Origin of the sequence: Robiginitalea aestuariiviva (assembly GCF_029537735.1) — a bacterium.
In the GTDB taxonomy this organism is placed as follows: Bacteria; Bacteroidota; Bacteroidia; order Flavobacteriales; family Flavobacteriaceae; genus Robiginitalea; species Robiginitalea aestuariiviva.
Map to the genome: position 1 here is coordinate 1,393,917 of NZ_JARPUQ010000001.1, position 15,701 is coordinate 1,409,617.

Here is a 15,701-nt window from a genome sequence, read left to right on the forward strand (position 1 = left end):
GTTTGGGTTTACTGAAGCGTATCCAGGGGTGTGGCCGGGGTCTGGGCCGGCGCTTCCGGAATGGCGTCCAATTCCCCTTCCGGAACGGCTTCAATGCCGTCTTCCTGCAGCAGGCGGGATTCGGCCCCGCTAAAGTTGCTTTTCAGGGTTACGTTGGAGAGCAGGATCAGCACGATCAGCAAGGTTGCCAGGGTCCAGGTGCTGCGGTCCAGGAAATCCCCGGTTTTCTTCACCCCGCCAATCACCTGGTTTCCACCGCCGCCAAAGGAAGAAGACAATCCGCCTCCCTTGGGGTTCTGCACCATTACAACCAGCATCAGCAGCAGGCATACTGCGATGATCAGGATCACGAAAATGGTAAATGTGCTCATTTCTTTTTCTTCGGTTTATCGTCTTGCAGTTTCTGGACTGCCTTAATTTGGTCTGCAAAGAAACCACTTTTTTCCGGATATTTCAAACTCAGGATCCGGTAGGCCTGCACGGCTTTTTTGTACTTACCCTGTTCCAGATATACCCGTGCCAGGGTCTCGGTCATCAGCTCTTGTTTGTTGAGTTGCACAGAGGCGTCAATATCCACCTTGGAGGTCTCCCCGGGTTTGGGGACAATCTTGGGATTTTCGGCAATAAAGCGGTCAATCAGTTCAAATTTCCGGGCCTTGGGGTCTTCGGCTTCGGGCGCTGATTCCGCAGGTGGGGCAGCCTCCTCTGCCCCCGTTCGTTTTTTAAAGCTGGTGAGCTGCAGCCATTCTGAAAAGGAATACCGCTCGCTGCGGTCAAAGGCCAGGGGCCTGCCCATTTCCAGAGCTTCACGGGCCTCAGCCCGCCGGGCTTCCAGCGCCTTGTCCACCTCCGGGTCTACGGAGCGGAAAAGTTTGGGGTCCAGGATCTGTTCCGCTTCCTCCGTATTCCGCGGCAGGGGGCTGTCTTCCTCGGTATCGATCATCCCGGTATCCCGGTCGGGGTTGGGTTCCACATCCTCTGAAACGATTTCCTGATCCTCCAGGGCCTGCCGGCCGGAGATGCTGTCGGCCACGCTGTTCTGCAGGAAGGCTTCCGAGGTGATGAACTCAAAAAGAATCTCGCGGTCTGCGGTACAGGCTGCGGTTTCCTTCAGCGCCTGGTTGTACTTGTAGCTGTTGTCGTTTTTCAGCCCCTTAAGGTGCAGGGCGCGGGCAGCCTGAAACCAGGGGTAGGCCTCCACCACCTCTTCGAGCTGCCGCGTCTGGGCGGCAGATTCCAGCCGTTCGGGCTGTTGGAGCAGGGATGTAAAATCCGACACGTTCATGGGCTACCAGTCTGCCAGGGATTTGTTGAAAATGTCCTGGTTAATGCGTTCAAAGATGGCCTGGTGCGCCTCGTCCTGCACGGCAGACAGTTGGGAGGTGGCCGGGTAATCGTAAAAGAAGGAGAAACGCTGTTCCCAGTCTGCATCCTCTTTGGTTCGGTTGTAAAAGCGCACATTGACGCTCATGGTGAGCCGGTTCTGGGCGGCCCGCTGTTCGGCTGTGGCGCTCATGGGCTGCACCCGGTATTCCACAATCTCCCCTTCGTACACCAGGTCCCCGTTGGCGCCCACCAGGTCCAGGTTGGTCTGGTTCAGGATCAGGTCCTGGAGGGAAAGGGTAAAGTCCCGGTCCAGCCCCGGGTGGAACACCGACCCCGGGCTCTGGGTGGCAAAATTCTGAAAATAGCTCACCTGGAAAGTCTGGGCGGTCCCCACGTCTCCCCCGGTGAAGTTGTAGGCCCCGCACCCGCCCAACAGGAGGGCGGTAACCAGGATGAAAAGTGCAAGAGGTCTGGGCATGCTACAGGTCGTATTGTTTGATCTTGCGGTACAGGGTTCGCTCGGAGATGCCCAGTTCGGCGGCAGCGGCTTTCCGCTTGCCTTTGTTGCGTTCCAGGGCCTTGGCGATAAGCTCAATCTCCTTTTCCTGTAAAGATAGGGTTTCTTCCTCTTGGATTTCCTCGGCAAAGTGGTAGCGGTCTTCCGGCGGGGGCGGCGGTGCCGGGGTGGATACGGAAGGGCTGTGCACCTGGGATTCCGGGCTGGCGGCCGGCAGTACGGCCACGGTGTGTTCTTCCTCCTCCAGGTCTTGCTCCCGGCCGTAGATTTTCCGGATCAGCTGCCCGTGTTCTTCCTGTACCTTTTCGGTATCGTCGTGCTTGAGCAGTTCCAGGGTGAGCTTCTTGAGGTCGTTCAGGTCCGATTTCATATCGAAGAGCACCTTGTAGAGGATTTCCCTTTCGTTGCTGAAATCGCTGTCGGCCTTGCGGGGCGTCACCACCGCGGGCAGGTTGCTCCCGGCATCCGGGAGGTAGGACCTCAGGGTGGGGGCACTTACCGTGCGGTCCTGCTCCAGCACGGAGAGTTGCTCAGCAATGTTGCGCAGCTGTCGGATGTTCCCGGGCCAGCGGTATTGCTGCAGCAGGCGTACGGCGTCCTCTTCCAGGCGAATGGTGGGCATCTTGTATTTCTGGCCAAAATCCGAGGCGAACTTGCGGAACAGCAGGTGGATGTCCTCGTGCCGCTCGCGCAGGGCGGGGATATGGATTTCCACCGTGCTGAGGCGGTAATAGAGGTCTTCCCGGAACTTGCCTTTCTGGATGGCCTCGATCATCTGGATGTTAGTGGCCGCCACAATACGCACGTTGGTTTTCTGCACCTTGGAGGATCCCACTTTCAGGAATTCCCCGTTCTCCAGCACCCGTAACAGACGTACCTGGGTAGTGAGCGGCAGTTCCCCGACCTCGTCCAGGAAAATGGTGCCCCCGTCCGCCACCTCAAAATACCCGCTCCGGGTTTGGGTGGCTCCGGTAAAGGCGCCTTTCTCGTGGCCGAACAATTCGCTGTCTATGGTTCCCTCCGGGATCGCCCCGCAGTTTACCGCGATGTATTTGGCGTGTTTGCGGTGCGAGAGGGCGTGGATGATCTTGGGGATGGCTTCCTTTCCCACCCCGCTTTCGCCGGTGACCAGTACGGAAATGTCTGTAGGGGCCACCTGAATGGCCTTCTCCAGGGCGCGGTTCAGCTTTACATCGTTTCCGATGATCTCGAACCGCTGCTTGATGGCTTGTACGCTTTCCATAGGCTTATTGCTGGGCATAGCCCACGGCCGTTCCCAGCAGGGTGGCCGAGGTGCAGTCCTCGATGCGGACGTTTACGAATTCGCCCTTTTGGTACTGTTCTTTCGGGAACACCACTACGGTGTTCTGGGTGTTGCGGCCCATCCAGTGCGCATCCGACCGCTTGGAAGGGCCTTCAATCAACACTTCCTCCACCTTGCCCAGGTGTTGCTGGTTGCGCCAGAGGCTGTGCTGTTGCTGCAATTCGATGATCTCCCGCAGGCGCCGTTTCTTGTCTTCCTCCGGCACGTCGTCTGCCATCTTGCGGGCCGCCAGGGTACCCGGGCGCTCGGAATAGGCGAACATAAAGCCGAAGTCGTACTTCACGTATTCCATCAGGGAGAGGGTTTCCCTGTGGTCTTCTTCGGTCTCGGTCGGGAACCCGGCAATCATGTCCTGGCTGATGCCGCATTCCGGGATCAGCCGGCGGATATTGTCGATCAGTTCCATATACTCCTGGCGGGTGTGCAGGCGGTTCATGGCCTGCAGGATACGGTCGCTGCCACTTTGCACGGGCAGGTGGATGTACTTGCAGATATTCCGGTGGCGCGCCATAGCCTCGATCACGTCCAGGGTCATGTCCTGGGGGTTGGAGGTCGAGAAGCGGATGCGCATGCCCGGGTAGGCAGCTGCCACCTGGTCCAGCAACCCGGCAAAGTTGACGGCACTGGCTTTCTGGATGTCGCTCGCCTTTTCATAATCCTTCTTCAGCCCGCCCCCGTACCAGAGGTAGCTGTCTACATTCTGCCCCAGCAGGGTCACTTCCCGGAAGCCCTGTTCCCAGAGTTCGCCTACTTCTTTTACTATGGATTGCGGGTCCCGGCTGCGTTCCCGCCCCCGGGTAAAGGGCACCACGCAGAAGGTGCACATGTTGTCGCACCCGCGGGTTATGGATACGAAGGCGGTTACCCCATTGGACCCCAAACGCACGGGGGCCACATCCCCGTAGGTTTCCTCCTTGGAGAGGATTACATTGACGGCCTGGGCTCCCCCGTCCACCTCGCGGACCAGGTTGGGCAGGTCCTTGTAGGCATCCGGCCCTACCACCATATCCACGATTTGTTCTTCTTCCAGGAGCTGGGATTTGAGGCGTTCGGCCATACAGCCCAGCACCCCCACTTTAATGGAGGGCTTGTCCCGCTTCAGGGTATTGAATTGCTCCAGCCGTTTGCGCACGGTCTGCTCTGCCTTGTCGCGGATGGAACAGGTGTTGACCAGAATCAGGTCTGCCTCTTCCATGTTGGGGGTGGTATTAAACCCCTCCCCGGACAGGATGGAGGCCACAATCTCGCTATCCGAAAAATTCATCTGGCAGCCGTAACTCTCGATGTAGAGTTTACGGGTATTGGCCTGCTGCTCCCTGGTTTCCAGGGCCGTGCCCTGTTTTGTTTCGTCAATGGTCTTCTCCATAGTCGGTATTCGTTCTCCCCGCTTTTCGGGAAGGGGGACAAAGATACGATTTTGGAAGGCTTATGACAATTTGGCAGGAATTAAAATTTTACAAAAACGCAACGGCTGGGCATTGGGCGTATCTTTAAGGAGAACAACCCTTTAACCGATTTGCCATGAAAACTGCCCGGATACTACTCCTGTCCCTGGCCATCCTGCCCCTGCTTTCCTGCGAGAAGGAAGATCCCGAGGAATTTGCGGAATACCTGGTGGCCCGCCCCCTCACCATGACCCGCGAAGCGTTCAGCAACAGCCTGGAGATGATCGCCCCCCAGCCCATCGGGCAGTCCGGCAAGGTCTATGCCTATGGGGATTTTGTTTTTGTTGGGGAACCCTACAAAGGGGTCCACGTGATCGACAACCGAAACCCACAGGCGCCCAGGAAGGCCGGCTTTATCCGTATTCCCGGGAACATGGATATATCCGTAAAAGGGAACTACCTGTTTGCGGACAGCCTTTCGGATCTGGTAGTCCTCGATATTTCAGATATGGATAACATCCGGCCGGTGGCACGCCTGGAAGGGGTGCTGCAGGAGTACCTGCCCTGGCCTGTGGAGGCGGACCTCTTTGAGTCTGCCGGGTGGGACCCGTCCACCGAGGTGCAGGTAGGGTGGGAGCTTACCCTGGAACGCCGGGCGGTAGCCGAGGTACAACGCGGTATGATGGACAATATGTTTACCATGGCCGAAGCGGCCTCCGATACCGGGCAGGGTGGATCCCTGGCCCGTTTTAAAATCGTGGCGGATTACCTCTATGCCGTAGACAGCCATACTATTAATGTATTCGATATCTCGGACCTGGAAGCCCCGGCGGCCCTGGAGGATGTCTTTGCAGGCTTTGATATTGAAACCATCTTTAACTATGGTGACCATTTGTTCCTGGGCAGCATGCGCGGGATGTACATCTTCGATATCAGCACACCGGCCAGCCCCACCTTTGTTTCAGAGTTCCAGCACGGCACCGCCTGCGACCCGGTGGTGGTGGACGGCTCCTATGCCTACGTGACGCTAAGGGGCGGCAACCAGTGCGGGGCCCTGGAAAGCGGCTTGTTTATTGTAGACCTGGCCGACATCTCCCAGCCTACCCTGGCGATCTCTTACCCCATGGACCAGCCATACGGCTTGGGCGTTCGCGCACAGCAACTCTTTATCTGCGACGGCTCCTCCGGGTTGAAAGTCTATGACAAGACGGATGTTTTTGACCTGAAATTGCTGGATCACTTTCCCGATGTGGTTACCTATGACGTCATCCCCCTGGAAGACCGCCTGCTGATGGTAGGCGACGGGATGCTGTCCCAATACCACTATGCCGAAACCGGTTTGGAGCTGCTTAGCCGGATTTCGCTAAGGGATTGATTCGCCTCTGCTTGCCCCCCTGCCTGTAGGGGCCAGGGTACTATTTTACGCGGTGCGGGACCAGGCGGTGAACCCCCCTGGCGAACGGATCAAAAAAAAATTGCCATACTTTTGTAAACCAAAACTGCACTGCATGGCAAAGAACCTGGTTATTGTCGAGTCGCCTGCCAAGGCCAAAACCATCGAGAAATTCCTGGGTAAGGATTATAAGGTTACCTCCAGCTTCGGACATATTGCCGACCTGCCCTCTAAGGAACTCGGGGTGGACGTCGACAAGGACTTTGCTCCCAAATATGTGGTGGACAAGGAAAAGAAAGCCCTCGTTAAAAAACTAAGGGAGCTGGCTAAGGGTGCAGAGACCATCTGGCTCGCCAGCGATGAAGACCGGGAAGGGGAGGCCATTTCCTGGCACCTGGCCGAGACCCTGAAGCTGGACCGGGACAAAACCCGGCGCATCGTTTTTAACTCCATCACCAAATCGGCCATCCAGAAGGCCATCGACAACCCGAGGACCATCAACTACGACCTGGTGAATGCCCAGCAGGCCCGTCGCATCCTGGACCGACTGGTGGGATACGAACTTTCGCCAGTGCTTTGGAAAAAAATCAAACCCGGACTCTCCGCCGGGCGGGTGCAGTCCGTGGCTGTACGCCTGATCGTGGAGCGGGAACGGGAAATTGAAGGCTTCACGCCCGAGAGCAGTTTTAAGGTAGCCGCAGAATTCCGCACCGGTGGCGGGGGCGTCTTTACCGCCCGCCTGACGGAGACCTTCCCGGACGAGGCCAGTGCCATGGCTTTCCTGCAGGCGGTGAACGGTGCCGATTTTAGCGTAAGCAGCCTGGAGAGCAAGCCTGCCAAAAAATCCCCGGCCCCGCCTTTTACCACCTCCACCCTGCAACAGGAAGCCTCCCGAAAACTCTATTTTTCGGTCTCCCGCACCATGCAGGTAGCCCAGCGGCTGTACGAAGCCGGGCTTATCACCTATATGCGTACGGACAGTGTTAACCTTTCCGGCGAGGCCATACAGGCCGCCAAGGAAGCCATAGCCGAAAATTACGGCGAGCAGTACAGCAAGGTGCGGCAATTCAGCTCCAAGGCCAAAGGAGCCCAGGAGGCCCACGAAGCCATCCGCCCCACCGATATGCGCCTGCAGCGCCCCAACCTGGACCGGGACCAGGCCCGTCTTTATGAACTGATACGGATGCGTACCCTGGCCAGCCAGATGAGCGACGCCCAGTTGGAACGTACCCAGGTGAAGATTGCCAACAACCGTCAGGATTCCCTTTTTGCAGCCAACGGGGAGGTGATCAAATTTGACGGCTTTTTAAAGGTATACCTGGAAGGCAAGGACGAGGAGGACCTGGAGGAACAGGAAGGGATGCTCCCGGCCATGGCTGAGGGCGATGCCCTGCAAGCCAATTACATCACCGCTACCCAGCGCTTTACCCGCCCGCCCTACCGCTACACCGAGGCCTCCCTGGTTAAAAAACTGGAGGAGCTCGGCATAGGACGTCCCTCTACCTACGCCCCGACCATCTCTACCATCCAGAACCGGGGGTATGTGGAAAAGGGCAGCGTGGAAGGCATCGCCCGGGCGTACCGGCAATTGGTGCTGGAAGCGGGTAATATACAGGACAAGGACCTTTCGGAAACCGTGGGGTCGGATAAGGGGAAACTGGTGCCTACGGATATCGGGATGATCGTTAACGATTTCCTGGTGGACCATTTTGCCAACATTCTGGATTACAACTTTACCGCCAAGGTGGAAAAGGACTTTGACGACATTGCCGCAGGGGAGGAGCAGTGGCAGGACGTGCTTCGGGACTTCTATAAGGATTTCCACCCGACTGTGGAAGACGTGGAAGAAAACGCGGACCGCGCCAAAGGGGAACGCATTCTGGGCACGGATCCCAAATCCGGCCGGCAGGTTTCCGTGCGTTTGGGCCGCTTTGGCCCCATGGTGCAGATCGGGACGGCCGAGGAGGAGGAAAAACCCCAGTTCGCCAGCTTGCTGCCGGACCAGTCCATAGGTACCATTACTTTTGAAGATGCCATGGACCTGTTCAGGCTGCCGCGCAAACTGGGCACCTATGAAGGGATGGAGGTCGAGGCCAACGTGGGGCGCTACGGGCCTTATGTGCGCTACGGCAAGAAATTCGTTTCCCTGGACAAGGACGAAAGCGTTTTTGAAGTGGATATGGAACGGGCCGAGGCCCTGATCCGCGCCAAGGAGCAGGCCGATGCTCCCATAGCGAGCTATCAGGAAAAACCCGTTACCAAAGGAAAGGGGCGCTTCGGGCCCTTCATCAAATGGGACGGGATGTTCATAAACGTGGGCAAGAAATACGATTTCGACCACCTCTCCCAGGCCGATATTGAAACCCTGATCGAAGACAAGTTGCAGAAAGAGCGCGAGAAACGCGTCAGGGAATGGCCGGAGGCGGGGGTGCGTATTGAAAAAGGCCGGTGGGGAAAGCTGGTCCTGATCAAAGGCAAATCCAAGGTGGACCTGCCCAAGGATACGGACCCGGAAGGCATGACCCTGGAGCAGGCGGAGGCATTATTGTCTCAACGCAAAACCCGTAAAAAGAGCTAAATTTCCCGAACCGGCAGCGGCGTATGGCATTTGATTTCCTTAAACCTGTATCCCAGAAACTCCTGGCCCATTGTGAGCTGATGCCGGCCCAGGCGCTGGGCAGCCTGGTCTACAAGCACACCGAACAGGACGGCCTGCCCGTGCTGGCAGGGGCCACCTTTGCCCTGGTAGGTATACACGAATCCCGGAATGCCTTTATCAAAAAGACCCAGCGCCTGGACCTGGAAGAAATCCGGCTGCAGCTCTACCGCCTGATGTTGGGCAACTGGAACTACACCATCCTGGACCTGGGCGACATTGAAGAAGGGGAAACCGTAAAGGACACCTATTTTGTGGTCCGCGAAATCATGGCCGGGCTGCTGGAGGAAAATATTGTGCCTATAGTCATTGGCGCCACCCAGGACCTGAGCTATCCCATGTACCGTGCCTTCGACGGCATCCGCGACATGGTGAACCTGGTCTCCGTAGACAGCCGTTTCGACTTCGGGGCGGACGAGGAACTGATCTCTTCCCACTCCTATATGAGTAAGATCATTACGGACAAGCCCAACAACCTGTTCAATTTTTCCAACATCGGCTACCAGAGTTATTTCAATGCCCAGGAAGAAGTGGACCTGATGGAGCGCCTGTTTTTTGATGCCTATCGCCTGGGCGATATTACAGCTAATATCACTCTGGCCGAACCCGTGCTGCGCCAGGCTCACCTGGTGAGCGTGGATACCCGGGCCATTCGCGCCTGTGAAATGGGCATGGGTGCCGACTTCTCCCCAAACGGCTTTACCGGCCGTGAGATCTGTGCCATAACCCGTTATGCCGGGATGGGCGAACACATCTCGGCCCTGGGGATTTTCGAGATGGACAACAACCCCCAGGCCTTTCAGCTGGTAGCCCAGATGATCTGGTATTTTATTGAGGGATATAACTTCCGGGTAGACGAAAAACCCTCGGAATCCGATCCGGATTTCACCCACTATATCGTTCCCTGCGATACCGAAGAACTTCACTTCTACAAAAGTGCCCTGACCTCCCGCTGGTGGGTGGAGGTCCCAAACCTTCTTGCCGGGCATACTAAATCCAATGCGGTTGCGTTATTACCATGCACCGAGCAGGACTATCTGGACGCCTGCGACCAGATTATCCCTGAACGGTGGTTCAAGGCCTATAAAAAAGGGTTCAATTAAACAGAAACGTAATAGCGAGATTAGGTACTGACGTACAATAAATCATTCAATTTTAAGTTTTAGACAATAATTGAAGGTAGTACCGTACCATCTTAACCGAAATTAACCTAACGTATGAAGAAGCTATTGTTTTCATCTTTAGCGTGTGTTTTTTTGCTGAGCAGCTGTGGTTCCAAAACCAAGGGGGAACTGGTTGGCGTGCAAGGCAAGAAATGGTACCCTGAAAAACCCTATGGGATGGAATTGATTCCCAGGGGTTCTTTTATTATGGGTAAGAGTGAGGAAGACATGGGGGACTTGATGAATGCCCCTACCAAGACCGTAACGGTGCGGTCTTTTTATATGGACGACACCGAGATCACCAATAGCGAGTACCGGCAGTTTGTGGAGTGGGTGCGGGATTCCGTAGTGCGTTCCAAGCTGGCCATCCTGGCAGACGAGCTGGGGCTGGGTCCGGAAGACGAGGGGATCGGGATGTATGCCTTTAAGGATGCAGACACCGCCAACCTTTCCGTATACGACAAGTATATGATGGACAACTATGGTTTCGGGGAGGATTACTTCGAAAACCGCGCACTGAATACCGACGAGGACCTGGTATGGGATACCTCGGATTACCCGGACGAATACTATGCCGAGGTGATGGACTCCATGTACATCCCCGAGGAGGAATCCTATAACGGACAACGCACTATAGATGTAACCAAGCTGGTGTATAAGTATACCTGGATGGATATCGAGGCAGCCGCCCGTTCCCGGGAAGGCCGCCGCAAGGACTTTATCCGCAAGGAGGAGGCCCACATCTATCCGGACACCACGGTATGGATCCGGGATTTTGAGTACTCCTACAACGAGCCCATGCACAATGATTACTTCTGGCACGATGCCTATAGCGACTACCCCGTGGTAGGCGTGTCCTGGACCCAGGCCAAGGCATTCTGCAACTGGAGGACCAAATTCAAGAACGACGACCAGCGCGCCCGTGGCAAGCAGTTTGTAAACCAGTTCCGCCTGCCGACCGAGGCCGAGTGGGAATACGCCGCCCGCGGAGGTATTGAAGGGGGAACCTACCCCTGGGGTGGTCCGTACGTGATCAGCGATACCGGCTGTTTCATGGCCAACTTTAAGCCCCAGCGCGGGGACTACGCAGCCGATGCTGCCCTCTATACCGTAGAGGCCAAGGCCTACGAGCCCAACGATTACAACCTGTACAATATGGCCGGAAACGTTGCCGAGTGGACCAGCTCCAGCTATTACTCCGGATCTTATGAATACGCCTCTACCATGAACCCGAATGCGGATTCCCAGAGCAACAAGCGGAAAGTGATCCGCGGCGGCTCCTGGAAAGACGTGGCTTACTTCCTGCAGGTGAGCACCCGGGATTACGAGTACAAGGACTCTGCGCGCAGCTACATTGGCTTCCGCACCGTTCAGGACTACATGGGCGAGGAGGACGCTACCCAATAATGTAACCTACTGTATACCAAAACCGAATAAAAAGAAACCAAATACTTATTGTTAACTTTAATCTTCATTTAATCTTTTGAATTATGGCACAATCTAAATCAACAAAAAAGCTCTTTAACATGGCCTATGGCCTGGGTGCTTCGGTGGTAATCATCGGGGCCTTGTTCAAGATCCTGCACTGGGAGTTTGGCCCCCTGACTGGTGGTCTGCTGCTCGCCGTAGGTCTGATTACCGAAGCCCTGATCTTTGCGATCAGCGCCTTTGAACCGGTGGACGACGAATACGACTGGTCCCTGGTATACCCGGAACTGGCTGGTGGTCAGACTCTCGGTAAGAAAAACGAAGCTGCCGAAGCCAAAGAAGCCGAAGGCCTGCTTTCCCGCAAACTGGATGAATTGATGAAGGAAGCCAACATCGACGCCGAGCTGATGTCCAGCCTGGGCGAGAGCATCCGCAACTTCGAAGGCGCTGCCAAGGGCATTGCCCCCACTGCCGACGCCATGCAGTCTACCCAGAAATACAACGAGGAGATCTCTGTGGCTGCCGCCCAGATGGAATCCCTGAACAGCCTGTATAAAGTACAACTGGAGAACGCCTCCCGTCAGGCTTCCATCAACGAGGAAGTGGTACAGAACGCAGGAGCCCTGAAGGACCAGATGGAGTCCCTGGCCAGCAACCTCTCTTCCCTGAATGGAGTATACGGAGGCATGCTGTCCGCGATGAACAGAAACTAATTAGTTGTTCTAGCTAAATCCCAAATCGAAGTAACTAAAAACAACTGATTAGAAATGGCATCAGGAAAAGCAACACCACGTCAGAAGATGATCAACCTTATGTACTTGATCTTCATCGCGATGTTGGCATTAAATATGAGTAAAGAGGTTCTGGCAGCCTTCGGTCTTATGAACGAAAAGCTGGAAGCCTCCAACAACAAGGCTACGGAGAACAACCAAGCGTTCCTCGCCAGCCTGGAAACCAAAGCCGGAGAAGATGCTGCGAAGTACGAAGAGCTCTACAAGGACGCTCAGCAGATCAAGCAGCTCTCTCAGGAGTATTACACCTGGCTTGAAGACCTCAAGACCGAAATGGTAAAGGAGATCGAAGACCCCACCGACTATCAGGTCATGGACAAGTCCGACTACCTGGACCAGAAGTTCTTCCAGGGCGACAAGCTGGGCCCGACCGGGCAGGAATTCATGAAGCGTATCGTAGATTACCGGGAAGGAGTTCTCGGGATCCTCGGTGAAGACTTCAAGGATGTACAGGACGCGGTGAAAACCCGCTTCAAGACCGGCGATGAGAACGGAAAAGTAGCGCGTCGCGACGGCGTGAAAGTAGATTGGATCAACTACCACTACGAAGGCTTTCCCCTGATCGCTTCCCTGACCAAGCTCACCTCCCTGCAGTCCGACATCAAGGCGACCGAAGAGGCTGCCCTGAAAGCCATGCTGCAAGGCGAGCTGACCAGCCAGGTTTCCCTGACCAACTTCGAAACCCAGCTCTTCTCCGAGAAATCCGCCTTCTATGCGGGTGAGCGCTTCAGCGGAAGCCTTGTACTCGGAAAGACCGACCGTTCCGCCAAGCCTGTAAAGGCAGAGCTGACCCTGGACGGCCGTAAGCTGAGCGAAGGCAAGGATTACGAACTGAAGGAAGGTGGCGTAGAGCTGCTGATCGGAGCCGGAAACCCCGGAGACCACGAAATTGCCGGTATGCTGTATTATATGCAGGACGGTGTGGAAACCGAGGTGCCTGTGAAGAATTCCTTCTCCACCATTTCCAAGCCGAATGCGGCTGTGATTTCTGCTGACAAGATGAACGTGGTTTACCGCGGAGTGGCCAACCCCATGACCATCTCTATCCCCGGTATCCCGGACAACAAGGTGAATGCTTCGGCCCCCGGCCTGAGCAAGCGCAGCGGCAGTAACTACGTGATGAACCCCGGAACGGGGCGTACCGTGACCATTACGGCTTCCGGTACCCTGCCCGACGGACAGGGGATCAGCACCCGCAGCGAGTTCCGCATCAAGGACATCCCGCGCCCGGCCGGTTCTATCCGCGGCGAGAGCGGTAGCGTTCAGATGCCCCGCAAGAACCTGGAAATTTCCACCGTTGGCGCTATGCTGGAGGACTTCGATTTTGACCTGAACCTGGCCGTAAGCGGTTTCAAGTTCAAGGTTCCCGGACAGCCTACCGTTAGTGTGAACGGCAGCAAGCTGGATGCCCGTGCAAAATCTGCCCTGGCCCGTGCCAAGCGCGGTGATGCCGTACAGATTTTCGACATCCAGGCTTATATCACCAACAATAAGACTTACAAGTTGAAGAAGGTATCTCCCGTAGTAGTGGAGATCACCAATTAGAATGTGCAGTACCAAAGGGCGGGCCCTGGCGGCCCGCCCGGAGGTATATTAAATAAAAACAGGGTATAACCATGAATTGGAAACGTGTTATCATTATCGGAGTGCTCTCCGCCCTTCCCGCGGCAACGGTAGCCCAGGCCAACATCCTGAACGCCAAGAAGCCGGAGGAAATCGGCAAGCGCACTGCGGCCCAGATTGAACTGGACAACGACAAGCCCCTGGACTACGGGTATGTAGACGACAGGGACATCCTCTGGTCCAAGACCGTGTGGGAGATTATCGATCTGGATGAGCGGGTGAACTTCCCCCTCTACTATCCGACCGATACCATAGACATCGGGGCGGACCGCCGTTCGCTCTACGACGTCTTTATTAAAAACATTAAAAATGGGAAACTCACCGACATTTACGTGGATTCCTATTTCACGGAAAAGCGCAAGTTCGAGGACCTGAAGGCCACCCTTAGAAAGGTAGATACCACGGACCTCGGGTACGAGCAGCTGAATGCCGGGGAGCAAATTTCCCCCGAGTATATCAACACCCGCGACATTACTGCGGCCGACATCGAACAGTACCGTGTCAAAGGCATCTGGTATTTCGACAAGCGGCAGGGAGAGCTCAAATACCGTTTGCTGGGGATTGCCCCGGTAGCGCCGGACGTAAACTTTATCGGGGACGAATCCATGGCCCCGGAAGATGCCCTGGTAGAGCTTTTTTGGGTGTGGTACCCGAGTTCCCGGCAGATTCTGCACGAGGCCAAGGTCTTTAACCAGCGGAATTCCGCCCAGCCCATATCCTTTGATATGCTGCTGAATGCGCGTCGCTTTAACGGGGTCATCTACAAGGAAGACAACGTACACGGCGACCGGGAAATCGATTCCTACATTACGGACAACGCCCTATTCCAGTTGCTGGAATCCGAGCGGATCAAGGAACAAATACGCGACCGCGAACAGGACATGTGGGCCTACTAGCCCAACCTTTTAAAGCGAATTTTCCAATTCATTCGTAACGCGATCCCGGCCCCAAAGGCCGGGATCGTTTTTTATGGCCCGGGCTTCCCTACCTTTGTACTATGGCAGATTACCTGATTATCGGCGGCGGGCTGGCCGGGATGGCCATGGCCGAGACCCTGCAGCAGGCGGGGGCGTCCTTCCACCTGTTTGACGACAGTTCCCAGCGGGCTTCGCACGTGGCCGGGGGCCTGTATAACCCTGTGGTGCTCAAGCGCATGAACCTGTCCTGGCAGGGAGACCGGCTTATGGCACACTCCATTCCGTTTTATGAAACCCTGCAGGCGCGCCTGGGGGTCCATATTGACCTGAAGCAAACGGTGCTGCGCCGTTTTGCATCGATCCAGGAGCAAAATGCCTGGTTTGAAGCCCTGGACAAACCGGGCCTGTCGGATTTCCTGGACCCTAAGATACATCCCAACCGTAACCCCGCCCTGGAGGCACCCCACGGTTTTGGCCGGGTGCGCCATACGGGCCGAATCGATACGGGGGCATTGCTGGCTGCCTATGGGGAGACACTACGGGAGGCCGGCCTGCTATCCACCTCGGCCTTTGAGCATGAGGCCCTGGAAATGCGTCAGGATGGGGTAAACTATAAAGGCATGGAGGCCCGTGGCGTAATTTTTTGCGAAGGCTTTGGCATGCTGGGAAACCCCTACTTCAATACCCTGCCCCTGCAGGGCACCAAAGGGGAGTTGCTCACCATCCGCGCCCCTGAGCTGCAGGAGGCATCGGTGATCAAATCCGGGGTTTTTATCATCCCGCTGGGGAACGACCGCTACCGTGTGGGGGCTACCTATGCCTGGAACGACTACACCCAGGAGCCCACCGCCCGGGCCCGCGAACAATTGCTCACCAAACTGAAACCCTTTTTGCGCTGCCCCTTTGAGGTTGAAGGGCAGGTAGCCGGGATACGCCCTACCGTTCCGGACCGCAGGCCGCTGGTGGGGCAGCACCCGGACCACCCGCAGCTCTATGTGCTTAACGGCCTCGGTTCCCGGGGCGTCCTGATTGCGCCCTATGCGGCAGCTTGCCTCTGGGGATTGATCTGCGAAGGCAGGCCACTGCCGCCCGAAATGGATGCCGCTCGCTATTTCCGGACCCACACGGCTTCCTGACGGACCCGGGGCAGATTCGGTTTTTTTTATGATTTTTGCAGC

The 15,701-nt window shown here is 56.1% G+C and carries 13 protein-coding genes; 8 read left to right on the forward strand and 5 right to left on the reverse strand.

Annotated elements, in window-relative coordinates:
• Positions 1 to 8: 8 nt before the first annotated feature.
• From secG to miaB, 5 genes are read right to left on the reverse strand one after another with little or no spacing between them, the layout of a single operon-like run.
• Positions 9 to 371 (reverse strand): preprotein translocase subunit SecG, encoded by a 363-nt coding sequence (secG, locus tag OZ410_RS06180; RefSeq protein ID WP_277707051.1) that lies wholly within the window; start codon positions 369 to 371, stop codon positions 9 to 11.
• The gene (locus OZ410_RS06185; protein WP_277707052.1) at positions 368 to 1,285 is read right to left on the reverse strand and encodes a hypothetical protein; all 918 of its coding nucleotides are present in this window, start codon (positions 1,283 to 1,285) and stop codon (positions 368 to 370) included. Before OZ410_RS06185 ends, secG begins: the two co-directional genes overlap by 4 nt.
• A 3-nt stretch (positions 1,286 to 1,288) precedes the next feature.
• A complete protein-coding gene (locus tag OZ410_RS06190; RefSeq protein ID WP_277707053.1) occupies positions 1,289 to 1,804 on the reverse strand; it encodes an LptE family protein in 516 nt (171 codons plus the stop codon).
• Position 1,805: 1 nt separating this feature from the next.
• Positions 1,806 to 3,086, reverse strand: coding sequence for a sigma-54 interaction domain-containing protein (locus tag OZ410_RS06195; RefSeq protein WP_277707054.1), 1,281 nt, complete (start codon positions 3,084 to 3,086; stop codon positions 1,806 to 1,808).
• A 4-nt stretch (positions 3,087 to 3,090) separates the two neighbouring features.
• A complete protein-coding gene (miaB, locus tag OZ410_RS06200; RefSeq protein WP_277707055.1) occupies positions 3,091 to 4,533 on the reverse strand; it encodes a tRNA (N6-isopentenyl adenosine(37)-C2)-methylthiotransferase MiaB in 1,443 nt (480 codons plus the stop codon).
• 155 nt (positions 4,534 to 4,688) lie between these two features.
• Here miaB and OZ410_RS06205 point away from each other — a divergent pair, with 155 nt between their 5' ends.
• From OZ410_RS06205 to OZ410_RS06240, 8 genes are all read left to right on the forward strand, one after another.
• Positions 4,689 to 5,927, forward strand: a complete 1,239-nt coding sequence (locus OZ410_RS06205) for an LVIVD repeat-containing protein (protein WP_277707056.1) — start codon at positions 4,689 to 4,691, stop codon at positions 5,925 to 5,927.
• Positions 5,928 to 6,060: 133 nt separating this feature from the next.
• Positions 6,061 to 8,523: a type I DNA topoisomerase gene (gene topA, locus OZ410_RS06210; RefSeq protein WP_277707057.1), complete on the forward strand. Its 2,463-nt coding sequence runs from the start codon at positions 6,061 to 6,063 to the stop codon at positions 8,521 to 8,523.
• 23 nt (positions 8,524 to 8,546) lie between these two features.
• Positions 8,547 to 9,704: a formimidoylglutamase gene (locus OZ410_RS06215; protein ID WP_277707058.1), complete on the forward strand. Its 1,158-nt coding sequence runs from the start codon at positions 8,547 to 8,549 to the stop codon at positions 9,702 to 9,704.
• Between the two features lie 114 nt (positions 9,705 to 9,818).
• Positions 9,819 to 11,171, forward strand: coding sequence for a T9SS ring complex lipoprotein PorK/GldK (porK, locus tag OZ410_RS06220; protein WP_277707059.1), 1,353 nt, complete (start codon positions 9,819 to 9,821; stop codon positions 11,169 to 11,171).
• A gap of 83 nt (positions 11,172 to 11,254) precedes the next feature.
• Positions 11,255 to 11,905, forward strand: coding sequence for a type IX secretion system motor protein PorL/GldL (gene porL, locus OZ410_RS06225; protein ID WP_277707060.1), 651 nt, complete (start codon positions 11,255 to 11,257; stop codon positions 11,903 to 11,905).
• A gap of 54 nt (positions 11,906 to 11,959) precedes the next feature.
• Positions 11,960 to 13,528 (forward strand): type IX secretion system motor protein PorM/GldM, encoded by a 1,569-nt coding sequence (porM, locus tag OZ410_RS06230; protein WP_277707061.1) that lies wholly within the window; start codon positions 11,960 to 11,962, stop codon positions 13,526 to 13,528.
• 71 nt (positions 13,529 to 13,599) lie between these two features.
• Positions 13,600 to 14,502 carry a type IX secretion system ring subunit PorN/GldN gene (porN, locus tag OZ410_RS06235; protein ID WP_277707062.1) on the forward strand — a complete coding sequence of 301 codons (903 nt, stop codon included), beginning with the start codon at positions 13,600 to 13,602 and terminating at the stop codon, positions 14,500 to 14,502.
• Positions 14,503 to 14,603: 101 nt separating this feature from the next.
• The gene (locus OZ410_RS06240) at positions 14,604 to 15,659 is read left to right on the forward strand and encodes an NAD(P)/FAD-dependent oxidoreductase (protein ID WP_277707063.1); all 1,056 of its coding nucleotides are present in this window, start codon (positions 14,604 to 14,606) and stop codon (positions 15,657 to 15,659) included.
• Positions 15,660 to 15,701 lie beyond the last annotated feature (42 nt).

What these genes read in the sequence shown, in the direction of transcription:
- secG (WP_277707051.1), bottom strand. Translation starts at nt 371, where the DNA reads ATGAGCACATTTACCATTTTCGTGATCCTGATCATCGCAGTATGCCTG.
- OZ410_RS06185 (WP_277707052.1), bottom strand. Translation starts at nt 1,285, where the DNA reads ATGAACGTGTCGGATTTTACATCCCTGCTCCAACAGCCCGAACGGCTG.
- OZ410_RS06190 (WP_277707053.1), bottom strand. Translation starts at nt 1,804, where the DNA reads ATGCCCAGACCTCTTGCACTTTTCATCCTGGTTACCGCCCTCCTGTTG.
- OZ410_RS06195 (WP_277707054.1), bottom strand. Translation starts at nt 3,086, where the DNA reads ATGGAAAGCGTACAAGCCATCAAGCAGCGGTTCGAGATCATCGGAAAC.
- miaB (WP_277707055.1), bottom strand. Translation starts at nt 4,533, where the DNA reads ATGGAGAAGACCATTGACGAAACAAAACAGGGCACGGCCCTGGAAACC.
- OZ410_RS06205 (WP_277707056.1), top strand. Translation starts at nt 4,689, where the DNA reads ATGAAAACTGCCCGGATACTACTCCTGTCCCTGGCCATCCTGCCCCTG.
- topA (WP_277707057.1), top strand. Translation starts at nt 6,061, where the DNA reads ATGGCAAAGAACCTGGTTATTGTCGAGTCGCCTGCCAAGGCCAAAACC.
- OZ410_RS06215 (WP_277707058.1), top strand. Translation starts at nt 8,547, where the DNA reads ATGGCATTTGATTTCCTTAAACCTGTATCCCAGAAACTCCTGGCCCAT.
- porK (WP_277707059.1), top strand. Translation starts at nt 9,819, where the DNA reads ATGAAGAAGCTATTGTTTTCATCTTTAGCGTGTGTTTTTTTGCTGAGC.
- porL (WP_277707060.1), top strand. Translation starts at nt 11,255, where the DNA reads ATGGCACAATCTAAATCAACAAAAAAGCTCTTTAACATGGCCTATGGC.
- porM (WP_277707061.1), top strand. Translation starts at nt 11,960, where the DNA reads ATGGCATCAGGAAAAGCAACACCACGTCAGAAGATGATCAACCTTATG.
- porN (WP_277707062.1), top strand. Translation starts at nt 13,600, where the DNA reads ATGAATTGGAAACGTGTTATCATTATCGGAGTGCTCTCCGCCCTTCCC.
- OZ410_RS06240 (WP_277707063.1), top strand. Translation starts at nt 14,604, where the DNA reads ATGGCAGATTACCTGATTATCGGCGGCGGGCTGGCCGGGATGGCCATG.